Annotated in this window: 22 protein-coding genes and 1 pseudogene; 12 read left to right on the top strand and 11 right to left on the bottom strand. The window is 69.3% G+C overall.

Translation table 11 applies throughout. The features are described from left to right. Nucleotides 1-47: 47 nt before the first annotated feature. Nucleotides 48-1,319: a threonine ammonia-lyase gene (ilvA, locus tag QT196_RS25585; protein ID WP_168481146.1), complete on the bottom strand. Its 1,272-nt coding sequence runs from the start codon at nucleotides 1,317-1,319 to the stop codon at nucleotides 48-50. 208 nt (nucleotides 1,320-1,527) lie between these two features. On the opposite strand from ilvA, the gene QT196_RS25580 reads away from it, so the two are divergent. The 3 genes from QT196_RS25580 (at nucleotide 1,528) to QT196_RS25570 (ending at nucleotide 2,938) form a co-directional block, all read left to right on the top strand. After that, nucleotides 1,528-2,028, top strand: coding sequence for a MarR family transcriptional regulator (locus QT196_RS25580; RefSeq protein WP_168481145.1), 501 nt, complete (start codon nucleotides 1,528-1,530; stop codon nucleotides 2,026-2,028). Nucleotides 2,029-2,162: 134 nt separating this feature from the next. Beyond that, nucleotides 2,163-2,693, top strand: coding sequence for a sigma factor-like helix-turn-helix DNA-binding protein (locus QT196_RS25575; protein WP_266733843.1), 531 nt, complete (start codon nucleotides 2,163-2,165; stop codon nucleotides 2,691-2,693). Beyond that, on the top strand, nucleotides 2,690-2,938 hold the full coding sequence (locus QT196_RS25570) for a hypothetical protein (protein WP_168481143.1): 249 nt from the start codon (nucleotides 2,690-2,692) through the stop codon (nucleotides 2,936-2,938). Before QT196_RS25575 ends, QT196_RS25570 begins: the two co-directional genes overlap by 4 nt. Nucleotides 2,939-2,962: 24 nt before the next feature. On the opposite strand, the gene QT196_RS25565 is transcribed toward QT196_RS25570, so the two are convergent. Beyond that, complete coding sequence (locus QT196_RS25565; RefSeq protein ID WP_168481142.1) at nucleotides 2,963-4,123, bottom strand: cystathionine gamma-synthase; 1,161 nt, start codon at nucleotides 4,121-4,123, stop codon at nucleotides 2,963-2,965. A 199-nt stretch (nucleotides 4,124-4,322) separates the two neighbouring features. Here QT196_RS25565 and QT196_RS25560 point away from each other — a divergent pair, with 199 nt between their 5' ends. From QT196_RS25560 to QT196_RS25545, 4 genes are all read left to right on the top strand, one after another. Then, nucleotides 4,323-5,483, top strand: coding sequence for a hypothetical protein (locus QT196_RS25560; protein WP_168481141.1), 1,161 nt, complete (start codon nucleotides 4,323-4,325; stop codon nucleotides 5,481-5,483). A gap of 148 nt (nucleotides 5,484-5,631) precedes the next feature. Continuing rightward, nucleotides 5,632-6,297, top strand: a complete 666-nt coding sequence (gene msrA / locus QT196_RS25555; RefSeq protein ID WP_168481140.1) for a peptide-methionine (S)-S-oxide reductase MsrA — start codon at nucleotides 5,632-5,634, stop codon at nucleotides 6,295-6,297. After that, nucleotides 6,290-6,628, top strand: coding sequence for a hypothetical protein (locus QT196_RS25550; protein WP_168481139.1), 339 nt, complete (start codon nucleotides 6,290-6,292; stop codon nucleotides 6,626-6,628). Before msrA ends, QT196_RS25550 begins: the two co-directional genes overlap by 8 nt. A gap of 489 nt (nucleotides 6,629-7,117) precedes the next feature. Beyond that, the gene (locus tag QT196_RS25545; RefSeq protein ID WP_290355773.1) at nucleotides 7,118-7,303 is read left to right on the top strand and encodes a hypothetical protein; all 186 of its coding nucleotides are present in this window, start codon (nucleotides 7,118-7,120) and stop codon (nucleotides 7,301-7,303) included. 95 nt (nucleotides 7,304-7,398) lie between these two features. On the opposite strand, the gene QT196_RS25540 is transcribed toward QT196_RS25545, so the two are convergent. From QT196_RS25540 to QT196_RS25520, 5 genes are all read right to left on the bottom strand, one after another. After that, nucleotides 7,399-7,869 carry an NUDIX domain-containing protein gene (locus tag QT196_RS25540; RefSeq protein WP_168483981.1) on the bottom strand — a complete coding sequence of 157 codons (471 nt, stop codon included), beginning with the start codon at nucleotides 7,867-7,869 and terminating at the stop codon, nucleotides 7,399-7,401. Nucleotides 7,870-7,872: 3 nt separating this feature from the next. Beyond that, nucleotides 7,873-8,616 carry a helix-turn-helix domain-containing protein gene (locus tag QT196_RS25535; RefSeq protein ID WP_168481137.1) on the bottom strand — a complete coding sequence of 248 codons (744 nt, stop codon included), beginning with the start codon at nucleotides 8,614-8,616 and terminating at the stop codon, nucleotides 7,873-7,875. Nucleotides 8,617-9,353: 737 nt separating this feature from the next. Further along, complete coding sequence (locus tag QT196_RS25530; protein WP_290355772.1) at nucleotides 9,354-10,145, bottom strand: hypothetical protein; 792 nt, start codon at nucleotides 10,143-10,145, stop codon at nucleotides 9,354-9,356. A 374-nt stretch (nucleotides 10,146-10,519) separates the two neighbouring features. Beyond that, entirely contained in the window at nucleotides 10,520-11,515 is a 996-nt protein-coding gene (locus QT196_RS25525; RefSeq protein ID WP_290355771.1) for a hypothetical protein, read from the bottom strand. Nucleotides 11,516-11,787: 272 nt separating this feature from the next. Beyond that, on the bottom strand, nucleotides 11,788-13,449 hold the full coding sequence (locus QT196_RS25520) for a SpoIIE family protein phosphatase (protein WP_168481134.1): 1,662 nt from the start codon (nucleotides 13,447-13,449) through the stop codon (nucleotides 11,788-11,790). Nucleotides 13,450-13,853: 404 nt separating this feature from the next. Between QT196_RS25520 and QT196_RS25515 the strand changes: the two are divergent. From QT196_RS25515 to QT196_RS25505, 3 genes and pseudogenes are all read left to right on the top strand, one after another. Beyond that, nucleotides 13,854-13,955, top strand: a pseudogene (locus QT196_RS25515) (VOC family protein); the annotation flags it as partial. Between the two features lie 68 nt (nucleotides 13,956-14,023). Continuing rightward, complete coding sequence (mgt, locus tag QT196_RS25510) at nucleotides 14,024-15,256, top strand: macrolide-inactivating glycosyltransferase (RefSeq protein WP_290355770.1); 1,233 nt, start codon at nucleotides 14,024-14,026, stop codon at nucleotides 15,254-15,256. A gap of 167 nt (nucleotides 15,257-15,423) precedes the next feature. Beyond that, nucleotides 15,424-15,906: a nucleoside deaminase gene (locus QT196_RS25505; RefSeq protein WP_266734429.1), complete on the top strand. Its 483-nt coding sequence runs from the start codon at nucleotides 15,424-15,426 to the stop codon at nucleotides 15,904-15,906. Nucleotides 15,907-15,918: 12 nt separating this feature from the next. Here QT196_RS25505 and QT196_RS25500 read toward each other — a convergent pair whose 3' ends face one another. Further along, nucleotides 15,919-16,746: a helix-turn-helix transcriptional regulator gene (locus tag QT196_RS25500; RefSeq protein ID WP_266733867.1), complete on the bottom strand. Its 828-nt coding sequence runs from the start codon at nucleotides 16,744-16,746 to the stop codon at nucleotides 15,919-15,921. A gap of 220 nt (nucleotides 16,747-16,966) precedes the next feature. Here QT196_RS25500 and QT196_RS25495 point away from each other — a divergent pair, with 220 nt between their 5' ends. Both QT196_RS25495 and QT196_RS25490 read left to right on the top strand, forming a co-directional pair. Next, complete coding sequence (locus QT196_RS25495; protein WP_290356720.1) at nucleotides 16,967-17,704, top strand: SDR family oxidoreductase; 738 nt, start codon at nucleotides 16,967-16,969, stop codon at nucleotides 17,702-17,704. A 117-nt stretch (nucleotides 17,705-17,821) separates the two neighbouring features. Next, nucleotides 17,822-18,517: a TetR/AcrR family transcriptional regulator C-terminal domain-containing protein gene (locus QT196_RS25490; protein WP_290356719.1), complete on the top strand. Its 696-nt coding sequence runs from the start codon at nucleotides 17,822-17,824 to the stop codon at nucleotides 18,515-18,517. A gap of 44 nt (nucleotides 18,518-18,561) precedes the next feature. Here the strand turns inward: QT196_RS25490 and QT196_RS25485 are convergent, their stop codons facing one another. The 3 genes from QT196_RS25485 to QT196_RS25475 all read right to left on the bottom strand — a co-directional run bounded on the left by QT196_RS25485 (nucleotide 18,562) and on the right by QT196_RS25475 (nucleotide 22,487). Beyond that, nucleotides 18,562-19,653 carry an endonuclease/exonuclease/phosphatase family protein gene (locus QT196_RS25485; protein WP_168481132.1) on the bottom strand — a complete coding sequence of 364 codons (1,092 nt, stop codon included), beginning with the start codon at nucleotides 19,651-19,653 and terminating at the stop codon, nucleotides 18,562-18,564. 144 nt (nucleotides 19,654-19,797) lie between these two features. Next, nucleotides 19,798-21,735 (bottom strand): sulfatase, encoded by a 1,938-nt coding sequence (locus tag QT196_RS25480; protein ID WP_290355769.1) that lies wholly within the window; start codon nucleotides 21,733-21,735, stop codon nucleotides 19,798-19,800. A 197-nt stretch (nucleotides 21,736-21,932) separates the two neighbouring features. Then, nucleotides 21,933-22,487 (bottom strand): hypothetical protein, encoded by a 555-nt coding sequence (locus QT196_RS25475; RefSeq protein ID WP_290355768.1) that lies wholly within the window; start codon nucleotides 22,485-22,487, stop codon nucleotides 21,933-21,935. Nucleotides 22,488-22,677: the final 190 nt, after the last annotated feature.

The following is a 22,677-nucleotide window of genomic DNA, read 5'->3' as shown; positions in this document are numbered from 1 at the left end:
TGACGCCCCCTGGTCCCATCCCTTTTGCCGCATCCGTCGCAGCGGCCTCACTCCGTGACGAAGTACCCCGCCTCGCGCAGCGCCGCCCGCAGTTCGCCGCAGTGCGCCGGCCCCTTGGTCTCCAGATGCAGCTCCACCTCGACCTCGGTCAGACCGAGCCGCGGATCCGTCCGCACATGGCCCACATCGAGGACGTTCGCATCGGCCACGGACAGCACCCCCAGCAGCGTCGCCAGCGCCCCCGGCCGGTCCGTCAGCCGCAGCCGCAGCGAGAGATAGCGCCCGCCGGCGGCCATCCCGTGCCGCAGGATGCGCTGCATCAGCAGCGGGTCGACATTGCCGCCGGACAGCACCGCGACCACCGGCCCCTCGAAGGACTCCGGGTCGGCGAGCAGCGCCGCCACCGGGCTCGCCCCGGCCGGCTCCACCACCAGCTTGGCCCGCTCCAGACACAGCAGCAGCGCACTGGAGAGCTGGTCCTCGGTGACCGTACGGACCTCGTCCACCAGCTCCTCGACCATCCCGAAGGTCACCTCGCCGGGCCGCCCGACCTTGATGCCGTCGGCCATCGTCGACAGCCCCTCGATCGCCACCGGACGCCCGGCCGCCAGCGACGGCGGATAGCAGGCCGCGCCCGCCGCCTGCACCCCGACGACCCGCACATCCGGCCGCAGCTCCTTCACCGCGAGCGCGATCCCGGCCACCAGCCCGCCGCCGCCGACCCCGACGACGATGGTCCGTACCTCCGGGCACTGTTCGAGGATCTCCAGCCCGACCGTGCCCTGCCCGGCGATGATGTCGTGGTGGTCGAAGGGGTGGATGAAGACCGCACCGGTCGCGCGCGCGTGCTCCTGGGCGGCGGCCAGCGTCTCGTCCACCACATGGCCCTGGAGCCGTACCTCCGCCCCGTATTCACGGGTCGCGGCCACCTTCGGCAACGGGGCGCCGACCGGCATGAACACCGTCGAGCGCACCCCCAGCAGGGACGCCGCCAGCGCCACCCCCTGGGCGTGATTGCCGGCGCTCGCGGCCACCACACCGGCCGCCCGCTCCTGCGCCGAGAGCCCGGCGATCCGTACGTACGCGCCACGGATCTTGAAGGAGCCGGTGCGCTGGAGGTTCTCGCACTTCAGGTGCACGGGCGCGCCGACCAGCCCGGACAGATAGCGGCTGCCCTCCATCGCGGTGGCCCGGGAGACACCGGAGAGCATCTTGTGCGCCGCCCGGATGTCATCGACCGTGATCGCGGCCGCCGGACCCTGCGCGGGCAGCGCGGCGGCGGCGGTCTCAGGCGGCGTACGCGGCGTGTGGTCGGCCATGTCGCCAGTCTCGCAGTTCGCCCACGGGAGGGCCTTTTCTGCCCGAATGGTGATCAGGCGCGCGGCGGGCGGGGCAGGATGGCGTCCCGTACGACCGCCCGGGGTTACGGGGCGTTATCGGAAGGGGCAGCACAGGTACGCTCCGCGCGGGGTCCGCGTACGCTGTCCTCTCATCCATACGCACTTCCACCGAAGCGAGCTTCCGGCCATGCCCACCTCTTCGGACATGACGACCCACACCGACCCCGCTCTCCTCGACGCGCTACAGCACCAAGTGGCCGTCTTCGCCCGCCGTGCAGAACAGAGCCGGCTCGGCGGCGTCGGACAGGCGCGCAACTCCATGGACCGCGCCGCGTATCTGCTGCTCAACCGCCTGGACCAGGAAGGCCCGATGGGCGTCAAGGCCCTCGCCGCCGGTATGGGCATCGACTCCTCGACAGTCACCCGGCAGGTCGCCCCGCTGGTCGACTCCGGCCTGGTCAGCCGCGCCACCCACCCCGAGGACGGCCGCGCCGTGGTGCTCCAGCTGTCCGAGCGCGGGCACGCCCGTCTGGACGAGGTGCGCACCTCGCGCCGTGCGCTGATGGCCCTGGTGACGGAGCAGTGGTCCGAGGAGGAGCGCACCGCCTTCACCACACTCCTGACGCGCTTCAACGCCTCCCTCTGCGACATCACCGCGGCCTTGCCGCCGACGGGCCCGACGTCCTGACGCCCGCGCACACCGGCTGACCTGACACGGGCCCGGATCTCGCGCCGCGGGCCCGTCCCGCCTCTTGACCGGCCGACCGTACTGGCGTGCTATAGGAGCCCAGGAGGTCGTGCGTCCGTCATCCGGGAGGCGCGGTGCGAGAGCGGCGGTCGGAGCAGGAGCGCCGCCACGCCCGGGAGTTCGAGCGGTTCGTGGCGGGCGCGGCGGGCCGGCTGCTGCACACCGCCACCCTGCTGACCGGCGAGCCCGCCGCCCGGCCCGCCCCGGCCGCCGAGGAGTTGCTGCTCCGGGCGCTGTCGCGGACGTACGCCGACTGGGACCGGCTGCGCGGCGACGATCCGTACGCGCACACCCGCCAGGAGCTGGCCGCCCTCTTCACACACACCGCCCGGCGCCACCGCCGGCCGCGCGGCGGGCTGCTGGACCGGCTGTCCCCGCAGGAGCGGCTGGTCCTCGTGCTGCGGTTTCACGAGGACGTGGCCGAGGAGCAGACCGCGGCCCAACTGGGCCTGCCCTCCGAGCGGGTGCACACGCTGTGTCTGCACGCCCTCGGGGAGCTGCGCAGCCGCCGCCCCGGACCGGCCCCGTTCCCGGCAGCGGACTCCGCACCGCCAACGGAAACGGGAACGGGAACGGGAACCACACCGGACCTCACGGCCCCATGAGTCCCGCCGACCGCAAGGAGACCGAGGTACGGCGGATGCTGGCCGGGCCGCATCCGCTCGTCCCCACCGATCTGGCCGCGCGCGCCACCGCCCGCGGCCGCCGCCTGATGATCCACCGCAGGCGGGCGCGGCACCTCGGCCGGCTGCTCGCGCTCCTGGTGCTGGCGGCCCTGGTCTGGGCGGCCGCGGCCCAGCCGTGGCTGCCCTCGCCGGCCCACACCACCCCTCGCGTGGAGGGGTGGTGAACGGCGGAGCCGGCGGGTGTCCCGTCAGCCCAGCGCCTGCGTGAGGTCGGCCAGCAGGTCGTCGACGGACTCGATGCCGACCGAGAGGCGCACGAGGTCGGCGGGGACCTCCAGGAGCGACCCGGCCGTCGAGGCGTGCGTCATCCGCCCCGGGTGCTCGATCAGCGACTCGACGCCGCCCAGCGACTCACCGAGGGTGAACAGCTTGGCCCGGTTGCAGACCTCCACGGCTTCCTGCTCGCCGCCCGCGACCCGGAACGACACCATGCCGCCGTAGGACCGCATCTGCTTGGTGGCCACGTCGTGGCCCGGGTGCTCGGCCAGCCCGGGGTAGTAGACCTGGGTCACCTTGTTGTGGCTGCTCAGCAGCTCCGCGATGCGCTCCGCGTTGGCGCTGTGCCGGTCCATACGGACGGCGAGCGTCTTGATGCCGCGCATCACCAGCCAGGCGTCGAACGGGCCGGAGACCGCGCCCATCGCGTTCTGGTGGTAGGCGAGTTCCTCACCGAGGGTGTCGTCGCCGACGACCAGGGCGCCGCCGACGACGTCCGAGTGCCCGCCCATGTACTTGGTCGTGGAGTAGACCACCACATCGGCGCCGAGGGCGAGCGGCTGCTGGAGGTAGGGGCTCGCGAAGGTGTTGTCGACGACGAGCTTGACCCCGGCGTCCCGGGCGACGGCGGCGAGCGCCGCGATGTCGGTGATGCCCAGCAGCGGGTTGCTGGGCGTCTCCACCCAGATCGCCTTCGTACGGGGCCGCAGTGCGGCGCGCACGGCCTGCGGGTCGGAGGTGTCGGCCACCGACCACTCCACGCCCCAGCGCTCGACGACCTTGGAGATGAGACGGAACGTGCCGCCGTAGGCGTCATTGGGGATGACGACATGGTCGCCGGGGGTCAGCAGGGTCCGCAGCAGGCAGTCCTCGGCGGCGAGGCCGGAGGCGAAGGCGAGGCCGCGGCGGCCGCCGTCCAGGGCTGCGAGGTTCTCTTCAAGGGCGGTACGGGTCGGGTTGGCGCTGCGGCTGTACTCGTAGCCGCCGCGGAGCCCGCCCACGCCGTCCTGCTTGTACGTGGATACCTGGTAGATGGGAGGTACTACCGCACCGGTCACCTCGTCAGGCTCCTGACCTGCGTGGATGGCACGGGTTTCGAAATGCTGGTGGCGCTCTTCGCGCTGATCGCTCATGCCTGCCGAGGGTAGTCGTCCGCGCAACCGAACTTTCCGGAACTTTCTGGTTGGCTGGATAGTGGATACATACGAGGATCCGCACAGCGGTTCCCCCGCCGCCCGCCGCACACCGCCCCTCGCACCCGTCGCCCACGCCTCCGCCGCACCGCAGGTCCCAGGCAGCCGTTACAAGAATTTCAGGTACAGGACACCCCACATGGACGCTCTGCTGGTTCTCTTCGCCGCGCTCGCGCTCGGCGGCCTCGTCTTCCTGCCCTGGATGCGGCGCCGACGGGCCGTGCAGCACACCCGGCAGGGCCTGGTGGTGGCCTCCGACCCGATGGCGGGCTACGGCTTCGTACCGCTGGAGGAACTCGACGTCCGCCTGCCCGGCCCGGACCAGGAACTGGCCGACGCGCTCGCCGAGATGCGCCGCACGCACGACTGGCGCCCGGCCGCCGAGCTGCTGAAGTCCACCGGCGACGACTGGGAGCGCCGCTGGCAGCGGGTGCAGACGCTGGCCGGTGCCGCGGCCTTCGAGCTGGCCGCCGAGGAGGCCTCGGAGCAGCAGCTGCGCGGTGCGGGCCCGGGGTACGGCGACGGCGGCCGGACCGGCGGGATCTGGCTGCGCACCTGGCGCTCGGAAGCCCCCAAGGACCCCGGCGGCGCTCAGACGCACGCCCAGTTCCTCGTCGTCCAGGCGCTGCGCGACCCGGGCTCCCAGGACTTCCGGATGATTCTGGAAGAGGCCCGTACGGTCTGCCGGGAAGCGGCGCTGCTGGCCCCCGGCAGCCCGATCCCGTACATCACCGAGCTGGCGATCGCCCGCGGACTGCACGACCGCCCCGCCGACTACGAGGAGCTCTGGTCCAAGGTCGCCCAGCGCGCCCCGCAGCACATGGGCGCCCACCTCGCCGCGCTCCCCTACTGGTCGCAGAAGTGGCACGGCTCCCGCGAACAGGCCGAGTCCTTCGCCGAGCGCGCCGCGTCCGCCGCCCCCAAGGGGACCCTCCTCCCGGCCCTCCCCCTCTTCGCGGTCTACGAGCACCTCCCCGAGGCCAACATGGTCCGCAGCCTCTATCAGAGCGCGGTCGTCGAGCGCGCCATCGAGGGCGCCCACTTCGCCCTCCGCGAGGCCCCCACCGACCACCCCATGGCCCCCCACGTCCGCCATCTCCTGGTCTGGTTCCTGGTACGCGCCGAGCGCTACGCCGAAGCCATGGAACAGCTCCGCCTCGTCGACGGCCACGTAGGCGCCGTCCCCTGGTCCTACGGCCACAGCCCCGCCGCCGAATACGCCGCCTACCGCGCCCTGGCCATCGCCGGCTGGGAACAGCTCGGGGGGACCTCTGCGGGGTTTCCGCCATCCGGGAGCTGAGTTCGGACACCCGGGAACTGAGTTCGGAGGCCGGAATGCCTATTGCCCTGCGGGCGTTCCTCCCAGTGCAGCCGTACGCACACCGCCCCCGCCCCAGCGCCCGCCAGGTCGCCCCCCTTCCCTTCCTCACCCTCAGGAGCTGATCCCCGTGCTGTTCTCCCGCTTCAAGAACCAGCTCCCCACCCCGGAGGAGGCGCTGGAAGGCCGCCCCGAGCGGGCCTTCGCCGTCCCCGACCGGCACACCGTCCTCGGCAACCCGCTGCTCGGCCCGTACCCGGACGGCCTGGAGATCGCCGACTTCGGGCTGGGCTGCTTCTGGGGCGCCGAGCGGAAGTTCTGGCAGACCGAGGGCGTCTGGACCACCCTGGTCGGCTACCAGGGCGGCCACACCCCGAACCCCACCTACGAAGAGGTCTGTAGCGGCCACACCGGCCACACCGAGGCCGTCCGCGTCGTCTACGACCCCAAGGTCGTCCCGTACACGACCCTCCTGAAGCTCTTCTGGGAGTCCCACGACCCCACCCAGGGCTTCCGCCAGGGCAACGACGTAGGCACCCAATACCGCTCCGCCATCTACACCCACTCCCCCGCCCAGCAACAGGCCGCCGAAGCCTCCCGCGACGCCTACCGCACCGTCCTGCGCAACGCCGGCCACGGCGACATCACCACCGAAATCCTCCCCGCCACCGGCCGCCCGTTCTACCCGGCGGAGGGCTACCACCAGCAGTACTTGGACAAGAACCCGGCCGGGTACTGCGGCGTCGGCGGGACGGGCGTCTCTTGCCCGATCGGCGTGGCAAGGGCGGATGGCTGAGCAACTGTCGCCGGAAGCCACGGCGACGCTGCAGGCGCTGCTGGCCGGCTCGGATCCGGTGAGCAACGCCCTGCTGGCCCAGCTTCCCCACACACGGGTGGTGGGCAGGTGTGGCTGCGGCTGCGTGACGGTCGATCTGGAAGTGGACCGTACGGCGGCGGCTCCTGCGCCGTCGCATGACAATCCGGCCGTGGATGCCTGGTACGACGCCCCGTACTCGGCCGGCGTCATGGTCTGCACCGAGGGCGGCTACCTTTCCGCCCTGGAGATCTACTCAGTCGCCGACCAACCGATCACCGCATGGACGGACCCCCGCTTCATCGAACGATGAGCAAGTGAGGGCACGCACCAGCAGTATCTTTCTGAAGGCGGCTGGGGCCCGTGTCCGACGGGGTCGCGCCCGTCGAGGACTGGCCTTGGGAATCTCGGCCGGAACAGGGCGTACGGACTAACGCCCCGCTTGGCACGGATGACATAGCCAGGCAAATCCCGCAACCAGCACGCATCCGCCTACCTGCGCCGCTTTCTAGCCAAGGAGGGGCAGCACCGTACAGACGGCGGGAGCAGACCCACCAAAATGCAGGCTATGGCAACCTCGGGGGCAGCAGGAAAAGGGCTTGGTGGTCTGGGCAAGTGGTGGGGGGTCCTAAGTGGCCTTCTGCTGATCGCCGCGTGGATCAACCATGCGGCAGGACCAGTCGTGGTGATCGTGCTCTCAGCAGTCACTACCGCGTGGTGCTTCTTCCGAGCCCCTGTTACGTGTGGTGCTCCGGTCCGAGGGAGAGATGACGGCTGCCGGAACAATGCTTCGGGACTTCTCATGGGATGTCCGCAGGTCGGCCAGCACCGCTGGGAGAAACTCAAGGTGTTGGTCCTCCGACGCCAGCTACGCGCCTTCTGCTCGGGCCTGTTCTCGGACGGCAAGGCCATCATCGTCACGCTCGCAGGCGTAGGGAGCTTTGTCTCCGGCCTCGCCGCCCTTGTCCCAGGCGTCGTCATCCACTGACCGGGCGAGCCAATCACGGGCCAACACAACCCGTTAGGGACGAGCGTGAGCTGCCAGGTGGGCATGGCTCCGGCCAGGGACTGACCTCGGAGTCGTCACCCCAGGTAGGGGCGCTCCCGACGCTCCAGGAAGTGTCGAATACGCAGCTCCTGCGTGTGGTGCATCGGGAGATCGCCGATCTCATCGGGGTGGATGAACCGCAGCTCCGTCGACTCATCCGAGATGGCAAGCTGCCCCCCGACGACACGCGCGGTAAAGCACACGTTGAACTGCCGCCGCACCTCCCCGTCGGTATAGGCGATCACATGACGGGGATCGGTGTACGTCCCCACCAGCCCCGTGATCTCCACATCCAGCCCGGTCTCCTCCTTGACCTCCCGGACCGCGGTGCCGGGAAGGGAGTCGGTCATCTCCATGCCGCCGCCGGGCAGGGCCCAGAGGTCGTTGTCCCGGCGCCGCTGGAGCAGGATGCGGCCCTCGTCGTCGGGCACCACGGCTGAAGCGGCAACGACGAGACTGTTGGGCTCGGGGGCATCGGGATCGTCGTAATACTCGGTGCGCGACAGGGTTCACTCCTCGGGTACAGGCTTCGCCGTCGTCCAGACCGCGTCGAAGCTCTGGGCATAGGTGTCGAAGATGCCACCATCCCCGTTGCGACGAAGGTGCCATACCGGTGCTCCATAGGCGTTCACGCCCCAGACATGGGCATTGGCCAGGAGCTGATCGTCCGCCCGGTAGATGGAGTTGTACAGCGTGGTTCCGTGGGTCCGGATCTCGACTCCGGGTACCCCGAGGAGCGGCCGGTAGTGCATGAGGGCCAGCCGGCAACGCGATTCGATGCCGTGCCCGAACCGTTCCTCCTCGCCGCGCTGCCGCACGTTTTCGCTCTCCGCATCACCCAACGCGATGCGGACAGAGCACCCTTCGGCGGCGCGCTCGCGGAGCAGATCGTTCAGGCGGGGAAACCCCTCGTGCAGGAAGACCGCCGCGTAGACGAGTACGTCGATGTTCTCGCGGCCCTCCGCCAGCATGTCCGTGAACGTGGAAACGGGAACGTCCGCGCGCTGGTCGTACAACGCGACCAGCTCGGAGCTGACAGCGCGGGCAGAGCGTGCTTGCCTGAGCGCCGGCCAAAGTGCATGCACGTCTTCTCCTAACGTCTCAGCCGCCAGCAGGGCCGTCGCCCGTCGCGGGGTCCGACCCAAGTTGACCCACCGCTCAACGGACTTGGGGTCCACCTGGGCCCTGGCTGCGAGGGTGGCATGGGTCCACCCTCCGGCTGCCATGGCGGCTCGAAGCCTCTCGTTCGGCATCCGCAGTCTCTCCCTGGAAGTTGGGACGTTGCTAGGGACGTTCTACCTCCTCTGGGACGTCCCAAAATGGGTTTTGGGCGAGGTTCCTACGTCCTGGGCGTCGCCGTGATCCTCCTTGCATGAGCGACAAGAAAGCCCCTGCGGTGGGCACTTTGACGCTGGACACCAGGAGCGGCCGGGTCGGCCGGGTCATGGACGTCATGTGGTCGCACGTACAACTGCGTCCGCCCCAAGGCGGGATCGAATGGGACGCACGTCCGCAGGACCTACGCGCACTCGGTTCCCGTGACGATCTGAGCTCACGAGTGGCAGAACTCAACGCTCACAGCAGGAGTGGACTGTGACCAGGTCCGTCTTCCGCTACCTCAGATGGACGATGGGACCGGAGACCGCTCCGGAAGCCCCGGAGATGGTGCACGAGTTGGAGTGCATGTCCTGCGACGCCGCAGCAGATCCCTCGGAAGAATTCAAGACCGCACGAGACTGGGCCTTCTCGCATACCGGCCAACACCCCTCGCACCGCGGGTACCGCGAGACCGTCACGCGGTTCTGGCGCGTGACGCCAACGGGCGGTGAGTGCCTGTGAGACAGCGACTATTCAGCGTTCTGGTCGTGGCCTTCTGGGCGGCGACAGTCGTGCCGCTTGTCGTCATCAGCACCCCTGACAACGGCTGACCCAAGTGCAACTGCGATGCCGGCCTCAGAGAGGGCCCTTCCGTATCTACGCAGTGCGGGGCTCAATCAGCTTTTCGCCCCTCGGGACCGCCCTCTCCCGGGAGGGAGAGATCCCGGGCGGTCTCGGTACGCGTGCGTTCGTATTCCGCCGGGTCGAGAATCTCCCATGCCGCCTGGCCGATGGCCAGAACCCCACGGGCCGGCAGGGGCACGTCACCGATGCGCGGGTTCTCCGTCAGCTGGACCGGGCGCCCGAGGTCGACGCCCTCGAATGTGGCACTCGAATCGTCGACGAAGTACATCCGCTGTGGCATGAGCGTTCCGGTGTGACCGCTCGGCATCGTGCCGGAGAGCTGAAGGTCCCCCATTCCCAGCGCACGAGCCAGGCGCTCGCGGGCCCGCACCAGGAGTCGAGAGCGCCAAGTGGCGAGCGGCAGCGCCCCACTGATGCCGTTGAGGAGGCCAAGGAATCGTGTCGCGGAGGCAGTGAGGGTCCAGTCCAGGGAGGGGGAATCCATCGTCACCCGCAAGGTGGCAGGGCCCGTCCACGTGAGCCCGATCCGGGCATACCCGGTGTGGGCGCAGGCAGCGCCGTAATACCTGGGGCATGCGGTGTCCAGTCGTGGCCCGTCGACGTAAATCGACCAACTGCCGTTCGGGTCGCGATGCCACAGCGTGCGGTAGGGACTGAAGCAGTTCTCCGGAAAGACGCGCAGGGCGAGGACGTGACCGGATGCGAAAGGCAGTCCGAAGACACCCCAACCCTTGACGTATTCGTGATGGGGCCATGGCGCCTGGCCCCGTAGAGGCGGGACATCGGACAGCGCGGAGGAAAGGTCGAGCATCTCCATCACCCGGCGAGGTTGACCTGTGCCCCACGTCAAGGGTAAGGGGCCACGACTGGATTCGCTCGGGTTGCCGCCGGCACCGCAGCGTCAGAGCAGCCGTGTTTCCGGCCGGACCGCACGGGCCCGACGCACGCCCTGTGGGTGGCAGGGGGCCGCGGGCCTGGTAGGTCCCGGACCACAACATCGACACGCAGCCGCCGCCACCAGCAGTACCTCGACCAAAACCCGGCGAGGTACTGAGGGATCGGAGGGACGGGCGTCAAGCTGAGTACCCCGTTCGGGACGTACCGGGGGCCTCATGCCCCACAGGGCTCGCCCGGCACCGACCGGGGAATGACAGGTCGTGCGCCCTGACACGCTTGGGCGACGGCCGACGGGTCCTACGGAATGAACAAGTCCGCCAGATAGGTCGGTTTGGCCTCTATCTCCGCATAGCGCCCGGTCTCCTTCGACCAAGCGACGTTCCCGGCGGTGAGCGCGTGGAAGTCCCTGACACAGCGGAGCGCGTCGGCGATGACGTCGTCGGCAAGGCCGGAACGCTCCAGCCGCGCGGGCAGGACCCGTTCAAGATCGAGGATGCGCTGGACGTATCCGGCCTGCATCACGGCCACGCGCTCCACCGCCTCCTGGAGGCTGCACCGGTGATGGTGGCAGATCACCGTGACGGCGTTGAACGCATAGTCATGGGCGAGTTCTTTGGGCAGCGAGTAGAGATCGTTGATGCAGGCATTCGCATAGATCACTGCCTCTCGCATGTCCGCGAAGGCCGGGTTCGCATGCAGTTGGTCGGGCAGGTCCACACCGGTACCGATTTCCATCAGGTCCAGGACGGCGTCGAATGCGAATGAGGCGCGGCGGTGGGCGAGATATTGCTGGAGGCCGGGTATTCGCCCTTCCTCCCGATGAATCATATCGGCCCGGTAGCTTTCGAAATACCACAACAGGTGCGGGATGAATCTGCGCTGCCATGCGGAAGAACGGACAGCCGTCGTGCGGCGCCACAGATCGGCCAAGGAACGCGCCAGTGGCCCAGCCGTAACGTTTCCGTCGAATACGGCGAACAACGGCCCGAACGCCTCCCGCCACTGCTCGGGCCGGTAACCGCGCACCGGGTCGTCGTCGAACTGGTCGTCCAACTGGAACAGCCACCCGTTCCACTGGGTGATCAGCGTCAGCGCCTCCCGTGAGGCGTTCGGGCACAGCCACGCGGTGAGCCGGTCCACACGAGTGCGCTGCACATGCCGACGCGCCTCCTCGGTCGGCACCAGACCGAACTCGTCCAACCACGCCTCAGCGGCCGCCGTGACCTCCTGGAGTTCCGGATTGAGCGCTGCCGGTACGGGTACGTAAAGGGCCGGGATCCGGAAATTTTCCATACGTCAGCTCACTTTTCGATAATTCTCTGCCGTTCGCGACATCCAGCGACATTGCCGATGCAGCACGCCAAGGCCCGCATGGAGCATGACCAGGCAATCCCAACCACCGATGTAAATTACCCTGCCCGTCAATGATCTTTGACCGGGGCCTGGTTTCTTTGGTGCTCTTTGCCTTGCGCCGGGCAGCACCACAGACCGGGAAATTCGGTTGGTCGTGGAGACAAGTACCCGGCGATCCAAGCTGGTTGAGGACAGGCCAGGTCAGGCCCGGGTCAGTTGCGGCGACCGGGCCTGTTCAGACGAGCCAGGAGCACAGCGACGTCGTCGCCCAGGCCGTGAGCCTTCTGCGTACCGGCAAGGAGGTTGTCGACAACAGTCTCCAGGTCCGCCGTGGGAGCCCCTCGCAGACCCTGGAGAAACCTCTCGAAGCCCTGGTCGATGTCCTTGTTCACGGCCTCGAGCAGGCCGTCGGTGGTCAGCGCGAGCACACTGCCCGGAGCGATGCGCAGGCGGGTGGTCGGGTACCGCTGCTCCCGGTCGATCCCCAGAGGGAGGCCGCCGGGGACCTCCAGGAGGCGCGGCGGCTTGCGGGGCGTGATCAGCGCTGGGGGCGGATGGCCCGCCCGGCACACCCGGAGCGTTCCGTCGGACGGGGTGAGTGCGAGGTAGCAGCACGTGGCGAACAGGGCCCGGTCCGGGTCGGTGTTCAGCTCGGTCAGCAGGCGGTTGGTGCGTTCCAGGACGGCCGCGGGCGGGTGTCCTTCGTTCGCGTAGGCGTGCACGGCGGTGCGCAGCCGCCCCATGAGGGACGCGGCGTGCACGCTGTGTCCCTGCACATCTCCGATGACCAGCGCCACGCCGCCGTCGGGCAGGCTGATGGCGTCGTACCAGTCGCCACCGATCCACATGCCGGAGGTGGCGGCCTGGTAGCGGGCGGCGATGGTGACACCCGGCACCGTGAGCGGCCCGCGCGGCAGCATGCCACGTTGGAGCTCGGTCGCGAGCGCGTGTTCCGACTCGTACATGCCGGCTCGCTCCAGTGACTGGGCGAGCAGTCCCATGGCGGCGACCAGGAGGGCCCGCTCCTCGAGCAGGAATTCCTGCGGCTCGGGGAAACTGACGAGGCAGGAACTGACGCGGCCGCGCGAGTCCGTGAGCGGCAGTGCCGCCCACGCCTGCCGGGCCGACGGCGCGAGCGGTGCCAGGTGCGGATAGCTGGTGCGCAGCGCGTCCTCGGAGCCGATGAGGACGGGCGCCCTACGGTCGAGTGACTCCTTCACGAGCGTGCGGGCCGTGGCGTCGAGGACTCCTATGGAGTCCTCGCCCTGCTCGTCGTCGGCGCACGAGGCGACGACGGTCAACCGGTCCTCCTCCGGGGCGATCACCGCCAGCGCATCCGCTCCGAAGGTACGCAGTCCCGCCTGTGCAGCGGTCATGATGTCCTTGACCGTCACTGCGGCGGCCAGAGCCGCAGTCAGCTCCTGCATCCAGCGGTCACGGCTCGCGCGCTCGTACAGCCGCCGCCTCTCCGCCTCGTGGCGCTCATGGACGGCCGTGGTGTCCATGACCACTCCGACCATGCGGGCCGGCAGCCCGTCAGCGCCGGGCAGGACGCGGCCCCGGGCTTCCAGGGACCGGTGCCGGCCGTCGTCGGAGGTGACGCGGTACTCGATCTGGTAGTTGCCGCAGGATTCCGATATCAGCCCCAAGGCATCCCGCACATCGGCCAGATCGGACTCGTGCACTGAGGCCAGGAAGCTCGAGATGCCCGACGGGCCGCTCTCGGGCATGCCATGCAGCGCGAGGGTGAGCGGATCGCAGCTCACCTCGCCAGTGGCGATCTCCCAGCAGAAGAAACCCGCCTGCACGATGCTCGCACTGGCCTGGAAGTCGCCAGGATTGGGCTCATCCTCCCGGTATACGACAGTACGCACCGACCCGACGTCTTTCACTGGATCTCCCTGCCGCGGTGCGAACCACTCCCCCTTGAGGAGCCGACCGTGCTCAACAGGACGGGCCACGCAGTGTAGTGGGCGGCCGATGGAAACCAGCCAGTGAGACGACTCGAGAACCTGCGGGACTGCGACACCGTTCCCTCCCAGATGTGAACGGAGCTCTTGCAGCGGAGTGTGTTCCCGCCCTTCCAGGGAAGATCGTCGGACCGACCCGGCGGTGGCCTGATCGTGCGCATGGTAGTAACTTTCCGGATCTTCCGCTAGACGCCCCACCCGGCAGACCGCGCCGGCCGGGCAAGCGAAGGCGGTCCTCCGCTCGGCCCACGCCGGTCACTGAACGCGCGGCACAGGCGGGTCCCGGCAGAGCCTTCGCCGCTTCCTCTCTGGCGCGGGTGGCGACCAGGCTTCCGGCCCAGGATCTGGAGCGGTTACGGCGGTTCCACTCCGAGCGGCTCGGGCTGGAGCCGTTCGATGAACGGCCCGGCGAGCACCCCACGAGGCACGTACCGGAAACATATTGCACGAGACGTTTCGTCTCGCCTACCGTGTGGCCATGACGAACCCGGAACGCAAAAAACCTGCCCACATCGCCATGTTCTCCATCGCCGCCCATGGGCACGTGAACCCGAGCCTCGAAGTGATCCGCGAGCTCGTTGCCCGTGGGCACCGCGTCACGTACGCGATCCCGCACCTTTTCGAGGAAAAGGTTGCCGAGACCGGTGCCGAGCCTGTCCTGTACCGCACTACGCTGCCCTCGCCCGACGACGACCCGTCAGCGTGGGGGACCACGCTTCTCGACAACGTCGAGCCGTTTCTCGACGACGCGATCCAGGTGCTGCCGCAGCTCATCGAGGCCTATCGAGGTGATGAGCCGGATCTCGTGCTGCATGACATCACCTCGTACCCGGCGCGTGTGCTCGCCCATCGCTGGGGGGTGCCGGCGGTCTCGCTCTCGCCGAACCTCGTGGCGTGGGAGGGGTATGAGGAGGAGGTCGCCGAGCCGATGTGGGCGGAGCCGAGGGCGACCGAGCGGGGGCGGGCGTACTACGAGAAGTTCGCCAATTGGCTGATGGAGAACGGGATTTCGCAGCATCCCGATCCGTTCGTCGGGCGGCCCGGGCGTTCGATCGTGCTCATCCCGAAGGCGCTGCAGCCGCATGCCGAGCGGGTGGATGGGAAGGTCCACTCCTTTGTTGGCGCCTGCCAGGGAGAGCGGGCGGCGCAGGGGGACTGGGAGCGGCCCGTGGGTGCCGAGCGGGTGTTGCTGGTTTCGCTCGGCTCGTCCTTCACCAAGCAGCCCGGTTTTTACCGCGAGTGTGTCAAGGCGTTCGGTGATCTGCCGGGCTGGCATGTTGTGCTTCAGGTGGGCAAGCATGTCGCGGCCGAGGAGCTGGGGGAGATTCCTGGGAACGTGGAAGTGCGGGCGTGGGTGCCTCAGTTGGCGATCCTGAGGAAGGCCGATGCGTTCATTACGCATGCCGGGGCGGGGGGCAGCCAGGAGGGTCTGGCAACCGGCACGCCCATGGTGGCCGTTCCGCAGGCCGTCGACCAGTTCGGTAACGCGGACATGCTTCAGGGGCTCGGGGTGGCACGCCATGTGCCGATGGACGAGGCGGATGCCGACACCTTGCGGGAGGCGGTGCTCGCGCTTGTCGACGACCCGGAGGTGGCGCGGCGTCTTGCGGCCATCCAGCGGGAGATGGCCGATGAGGGCGGCACCCAGCGGGCGGCCGACCTCATCGAGGCCGAGCTGACCGTGGAGTGCGGAAACCCGCCCGTGGAGTGAGGAAACCGCCCGTGGAGTGAGTCACCGGCTGGCGGAGCAGGCCGAACGGTCGGCGGCGTAGCGGCATCGGCCAACCGCGTCAGTTGACGGGGCCCGCGCGGTGCCCATTCCCGGCATGTCGAGGGCGCGCGAAGGCTTAGCATCCCTGGAGACCGCGTGTGGGGAGCATCGTTGTGAACGAGACTGAACTGCGGTACCTGCGCCGCTGCGTGGAGCTGGCGACCGAGGCGCTGGAGGCGGGCGACGAACCGTTCGGCTCCGTGCTCGTCGGCGGGGACGGGAGCGTTCTCGCCGAGGACCACAACCGGGTGGCTTCGGGCGACCGGACCCGTCACCCGGAATTCGAGCTGGCGCGCTGGGCCGCGGCGAACCTGTCCCCCGAGGAACGGACGGCGGCGACCGTCTACACCTCCGGTGAGCACTGCCCGATGTGCGCCGCCGCGCACGGCTGGGTCGGACTGGGGCGCATCGTGTACGTGAGCTCTTCCCAGCAACTGACGTCCTGGCGCGACGAGTTGGACGTTCCGGCCCCTCCCGTGCGCGCCCTCCCGATCCGGGACGTCGTTCCCGACCTCGTGGTGGAGGGCCCGGTTCCCGGCCTGGCGGAGCAGGTGCGGGAACTGCACCGCCGCTTTCACCGCGCGTCCTGACACGCCACGGTCTCAACTCCCCGGCACCGGCTGCCCGGATGCCGTCGCCGCATCGACGTAGACCACCAGGGTCTGGTCCGGTTGTTCGGCCAGGTGGAAGGCCGTGTAGGCGTATGCGACCGGGCCGTGTTGGGGGTGGTGTAGGCGTTTGTGGCCGCTGTGGCGGGGCTGGATCTCGTAGTGGGGCCACCAGGCGCGTGCTTCGGGGCTGTGGGTGGTCAGCTCGTCGATGAGGCGGGGGTAGCGCGGGTCGGCGGGGTGGCGTTCGGACTGGGTGCGGAGGCGGGCGAGGAGGGCGCGGGCCTCCGGTTCCCAGTCGAGCACGATGTCGCGCGCCACCGGTTCGAGGAACGTCCAGCGGAGGAGGTTGGGCGGGCGCTGTGCCGTGTTGTCGATGAGGCGGGGGAAGAGCGCTTCGGCCGCCTGGTTGTGGCTGAGGACGTCGTAGGTGCCGTCGATGAGGTACGTGGGGTGCGGCTGGAGCAGGAGCGGTACGGCTGCGGCCTCGGGAGTGAGCGGTTCGCGGTCCTCGGGTGCGTCCGCGGGAGCGTGGCCGGCCAGTTGGAGCAGGTGGGCGTGCTCGTGGCGGTCGAGCCGTAGTGCGGTGGACAGGGCGGTCAGCACCTGTTCGGAGACGCGGATCTCGCGTCCTTGCTCCAGGTACGTGTACCAGGTGGCGCTGATGCCGGCCAGCAGCGCCAGCTCCTCCCGGCGCAGGCCCGGCGTCCGGCGACGGGCGGTCTGCGGCAGGCCGACCTCGGCCGGAGTGAGGCGTTCCCGGCGGCTGCGCAGGAACGCACCCAGTTGGTGGCGTTGGTCCGATGGCGGGGGCGGTGGCATAGCAGCCTCAGTTCCAGAATAAGTACGTTCTGGATACCAGGCTAAGGGTGGTGGAGGGTGGTGGTGGGCGAAGGCCGGACGGCGACTGACGGCGACTGGACGGATGGCGGCGTGACACGGCTCCGGCGGTCGGCCGCGGCGTGCCACGGGCTGCGGCGCCCCTCCCGGCCCCCTCTCCCCCCGAGAAGGAAGGAAATTCCCCATGTCTGGAATCGCTGGAATCGCTGGAATTGAAGGAAAAGTGGTGGCTGTTACGGGAGCCGGCAGCGGTATCGGTGCGGCGACCGCGTTGTTGCTCGCGGAGCGGGGTGCGCGGCTGGTTCTCGGTGGGCGGCGGTCCGAGCGGCTGGCGGAGGTGGTGGAGCGGATCGAGCGGGCGGGTGGCGCGGCGGTGCAGCTCCGTACCGATGTGACCCGGCGGGAGGATCTTGAGGCGCTGGTCGCGCTGGCCGGTGAGCGTTTCGGGCGGCTCGATGTCCTGGTCAGCAACGCCGGAGTGGGCACGATCTCGCCGCTCGATGATCTGCGCGTCGAGGAGTGGGACCGGATGGTCGACGTCAATGTGAAGGGCGTGCTGCACGGCATCGCCGCCGCGCTGCCGGTCTTCCGTGCGCAGGGCACCGGGCACTTCGTCACCGTCGCCTCCACGGCCGCCTTTCGTGTCGTCCCCGCCATGGCGGTCTACGCCGGTACCAAGTTCGCGGTCCGGGCGATCTGTGAAGGGCTGCGCCAGGAGGCCGGCGATGCGCTGCGGGTGACCACCGTCTCGCCGGGGGTGACCGCCACCGACTTCGCCGAAGCGTCCAGCAACAGCCGGGTCCGGGCGGAGATCACGAAGATGCGGGACGACATCGCCATACCGCCCGACGCGATCGCCCGCGCCATCGCGTTCGCCATCGAGCAGCCCGCCGCGGTCGATGTGAACGAGGTCGTCGTCCGGCCGGTCGCGCAGAGCTGACGGCCGGCCGAATTCCCGTACGGCGTGCGGTGTGTGAGAGGAGGGGTGATTGGATGGCGCCAGGAGTGAGGAGAGGTTGCCGTGCCCCGTACAGGCTCGTCCGGCCGTAGTGCCGGTGTGGATCCCGAGCAGCTCTGGTCGCAGGCCGAACGCCCGCGGCGGGGGCGGCCGCCCGCCCACAGCCGCGCCGCCATCACCACCGCGGCCATTGCCCTCGCCGATGCCGAAGGGCTCGCCGCGGTCACCATGCGTGCGGTCGCGGCCCGGATCGGGGCGGGCACGATGTCGCTCTACAGCTACGTCCCCACCAAGGAGACGCTGCTGGAGCTGATGATCGACCAGGTGAGCGGCGAGCACGGGCTGCCGGCTGCGCCGTCCGGCAACTGGCGGGCCGACCTGCGGCAGTTCGCGCAGGAGCAGCGCATGATCATGCGGCGCCATCCGTGGCTCCCCGGGGCGCTCTCGGCCCGGCAGACGCTCGGCCCGAACGCGCTCGCCGCCCTGGAGTACGCCCTCGCCGTCCTCGCCCCCGTAGGGCTGGAGGCGCCGGCCCTACTGGAGACGTTCAGCCTGCTCACCGGCTTCGTGGCCAGCCACGTTTCCTATGAACTCGCCCAGGAGCGGGCGGTGGAAGCCGGTGGGCCCGCCTCCGGTGAACTCCTGGACGCGCAGGACCGCTACCTCCGGTCCGTTGCCGCCGGGGGCAGCTATCCCCACCTCGCGCAGGCCCTGGCGGTGCCGGGTCATGACTCGGCACCGCAGGCCGTGTTCGACCGCCTTCTCGACCGCATGATCAATGGGCTGACGGCCTGACGGCTGAGGTGTGCGGGCGAGCCCCGACGTGCCGCCGGGCCGGATTACAGGTCGAGTTCGGCGACGACGGCAGCGTGGTCGGATGCCTGGTCGCCGGGGCCGGTCACGGTGTCGAACGGGGTGCCGAACTCGAAGATCCCGCGCCGCTCCACCTCGACCGTGTCCACCTTGGCGAACAGCTGCGGCGAGAACATCAGGTAGTCGATCTTGTCGTTGCGGCTCGTGCACTTCCCGTGGGTGCCGGGCGGTCCCTCGTAACTGTCGTGGGTCATCGCGTCCTTCAGGCTGGTGGCCTCCAGGAACGTGAGCGGTGGGCTGCCCGGGGTGTCGTTGAGGTCCCCGGCGACCACGACATGGGCCGAGCGCTTGAGTGCGGCCCGGTAGAGCTGGGCGACGCGCTCGCCCTGGAGCTTGCGCTTGTCCGCGCCTCCGCCGCCGAGCTTGCTCTTGAAGTGGTTCCCTAGGAGCCAGAGCGGTTCGCCATCGATATCGATCTCGAATTCCGGGCAGTCCCGGCTGAAGATTTCCCGGGAATCCTTCATGTCGAAGATGTGCGAGCGTACGGAGGTGATCGGGTGCCGGCTGAACAGCCCCACGTCGATACCGCGAATGTCATTGCCATCGATCAGCATGTTGAACGGATAGGGTTCCGCGTCGAATTGGCCCGCCAGCACCTGTCGGTTGAAGCGGTGCAGGGTGAGCCGGTCCTCGACTTCGACCGTCAGCAGGATGTCGGCGTTCACCTCGGCAATCACCCTGGCGGTGTTCTTGACGGCGTCCCAGCTGAGGTCGCCCTTGACCAGTTCGGCCCAGCCGACCCAGGCGGACCGTCCCGTGACCTCGGCCCTGACCTCGATGTTCCTGCCGTCGCCCTTGAGCAGCCGGGCCTGTCCGCGCGGCTCGTTCAGCAGGATCGTCTGGGTGGAGATTTCCTGGGAGACATCGACGCTGTGCTTCTTGAGAAGGTCGATGATCTTTGTCTTGTCGTCGGCCGTATACGTGTGGTGATCGAGGATGCCGACGAGTTTTCTGAAGTCCTCCAGCACGGCGTTGTGCACCGAGTCGTTCCCGGCGCTGAAAACGATGGGCCGCCGGAAGAGGTTTTCGCAGTTGAAAGTGGCTATGCGGATAGTCATGGCCTGCCCCTCCTCACCTCTCCAATTCTCCGGCGGTGTGCCATGGCTGTCGAACGGAGCAGGGCCGCTCCCGGGGGGGGGGGAGCGGCCCTGGGCGTCAGGCGCGGAGCGGGGCCTCGCGGAGGTGGTGCGCCGACTCTGCTGTCAGTGTTCCGACCGCTCCGGCGTCCCTCCCTTCGTCTCTCCCGGCCGGGGGCCGAAAGCGGTCAGGAAGCGGTCGCGGAAGGTGTCCATCCGCCAAACCGGGGTCTTCGGGCCGGGCTTCAGGCCGTTCTGCCAGTTCCAGCCGGAGACCCGGTCCAGCACGGCGGGGTCGTGGGCGACGAGGGCGACCGGCACATCGCGGCTGGCGTTCTCGCCGGTGACGGTCGGCACGGGCTGGTGGTCGCCGAGGAAGACCAGCACGGTGTTCTTGTTGCCGTACTTCTCCATGTACGAGATGAGGCTGTGCAGCGAGTACTGGATCGCGCGGCGGTACTCGTTCCGTACCTGTGCGGGGTCCTTCCACACCTCCTTGGGGTCCTTACCCGCCTTCTTGATGGCGTCGTAGACGGAACCGTCGCCGAGTTCGTCCCAGCCGATCATCTTGGGGATGGGCGCCCAGGGGTTGTGGCTGGAGACGAGGATGATCTCCGACATCAGCGGCTTGTCATGGCGCTTGCCGTGCTCCAGGCGTTCAAAGGCCGACAGGCTGTATTGGTCGGGCACCCGCGACCAGCTGAACTGCGGGCCCTTGTAGCCGAGATGGTGGGTGTCGTAGACGTGGTCGAGGCCGTAGAACTTGCCCTCCGGCCAGGAGCGGGTGACGCCCGGCATGATGCCGGCGGTGCGCCAGGCGCCGGAGCGCTTGAAGGCGTCGGTGAGGGGCATCCGGTCGCTGGAGGTGACGGTGCGGTAGCGCTGCTGGTTCTTGATCCAGAGGCCGGACATGAAGGTGGAGTGGGCAAGCCAGCTGCCGCCGCCCGCCGTCGGTGAGGTGAGCCACGCACTCCGGGAGGCGAACCCGGCCTTGCGCAGCCGCTTGGTCCCGTCCTTGAGCACCTCGTCGACCTGCGAGGCCATCGCCGGATCCGCGATCGCGCTGCGGCCGTAGCTCTCGATGAAGGTGAAGATGACGTCCTTGCCGCGCAGTCCGGTCAGCAGCTGGTCGGGCGGGGTGTCGCGGAAGGCGTCGACGTGCGCCTCCTTGGCGAACACCTGCTGGTCGGCCAGACTCGCGCGCAGCCGCTCCGCGCTGTCCTGGACGAGGTCGGCGGTGTTGGCTGCGGCGACCGGGACACCGGCGAGCTGTACGCCGAGCGCCGCGCAGGTGATCCAGGCGGTTCCGAGGACGAGGGTGGTACGGGTCGCCACGGCGCTGTGCCGCACCAGGAGGCGGGTGAGCCGGACGACCGCCAGCGTCATGAGGACGAGCAGGGCGAGCACGAGGAGCACGACGCCGAGTACGGCACCGATCGCGCCCGCCTGACCTATCGAGTCCTTGAGGAACGACTCGGCGTCGTCGAACAGGATCCAGTCGAGCACCGGGTCGAAGGGCCGGGCGAGCACCGAATAGAAGCCCATGTCCAGGCAGTTCAGGAGGGTCCGCAGGCCGAGGCCGACGCCGGCGACCACGGCCGCCACCCGCCGCGCCTTCGGCGGCAGGAGCAGCAGCAGGGCCGCACCGAAGATGCCCTCCACCGGGATGCGCAGGAACTCGCCGGGGGTGAGCCGGGTGAGCTGGTTCGGCAGCAGGAGCGCGGAGAGCACCAGTACGGCGGCCAGCGCGGTGACCGTTCGCCCCGCGGCCCGCGCCACGGCCGGATTCCGGTCCCGCCAGCCGACGGCCGCGTCGTCCCCGGTCGAGCCGACGGCCGTGTCGTCCCCGGTCGAGCCGCTGGTCTCGGACGTCGTGTCGACAGCGGCCTCGTCGGCAGCGCTCTCGTCGACATCGGCCCCGTCGACAGCGCTCTTGTCGGCAGCGGCCTCGTCGACCTCGGCCCCGTCCGGCACCCGCTCCGGAGGGCCGTCCGGCGGCGGAGCCTCCGTCGTGGTTGCCTTCTTCGTGTTCGGCGGCTGGCTGAGGCGCGTGGAGTGCGGCAACCCGAAGGTCCTTCCGTGCGGGGCCGGTGGTGGCACGGCGGACCGGAACCCGGGATTCGGCCGCCGTGATCTGTACGTGCGGCCGGCGGCCTCCGTTCAATCTTGGTCCATCGTCGAGGTCCGCGAAGCGGATGTGCCCGGGTTGTCCCCGAGCACATCCGCTTCGCATGCGGCGCAGGAATATCGCGGGGCGCCCCTCAGACCGCCGCCGGCTGCTCTTGCTTCCCGGCCGGTTCCGCGGGCGAAAGGCGAATGCGGCGGCGCTTGGCCACCAGCACCGCGGTGCGGGTGAGAACCATGGCAAGGGACATGAAGACAAAGGCGTTGGAGTAGACGTCCGGACCGCTGAGCTCATTTTCGATGCTGAAGCGGATCAGGCCCTCGGCGAACCAGTGCTCGGCGCCATAGGCGAAAAGGACGCGGGCGCTGGAAAGGACGATCCAGACCAGGGCGTAGCCGAATCCGCCGAGGGTGTAGATCTGCCCGTCGGCGCCGCGGTGGGCGGGGAGCAGGGCGCCGGCGACCAGACCGCAGATCACGCCCACGCCGACGCCGATGAGCTGGAAGGACGGGGCGTTCCCCGAGGTCGGGAAGGAGTGCACGAAGATCGCGATGATGACGGCGACGGCGAGTACGGAGCGCAGCATCCGCATATTGGTGACCCGGCGGCGGCCCAGGTCGGTCGCCAGGATGAGGGTGAGAATGGAGGCGCTGGCAATCAGCGCGATAACGAATTGACTCAGGTGGTTCATGGAAATCCGGGGCCTTTCCGCAATGCTGCGAGGTCTGTTGCTCCGGCGGTTTCTGCGCTGTCCGCCGACCGCCGTCAACGACGTTATGGCGACACCGTGTTGCGGGGGTACGACCGGCCGGTGGATTCAGCTGTCCACCGGTCGGTGGACAGTGCGGACGAGGCCGAAGCAGGGTGATAGGACTGGGGCC

Source organism: Streptomyces sp. P9-2B-2 (genome assembly GCF_030406865.1).
Classification (GTDB): domain Bacteria; phylum Actinomycetota; class Actinomycetes; order Streptomycetales; family Streptomycetaceae; genus Streptomyces; species Streptomyces platensis.
The sequence above is the reverse complement of the archived record's forward strand: the minus strand, read 5'-3'. Positions and strand labels throughout refer to the sequence as shown.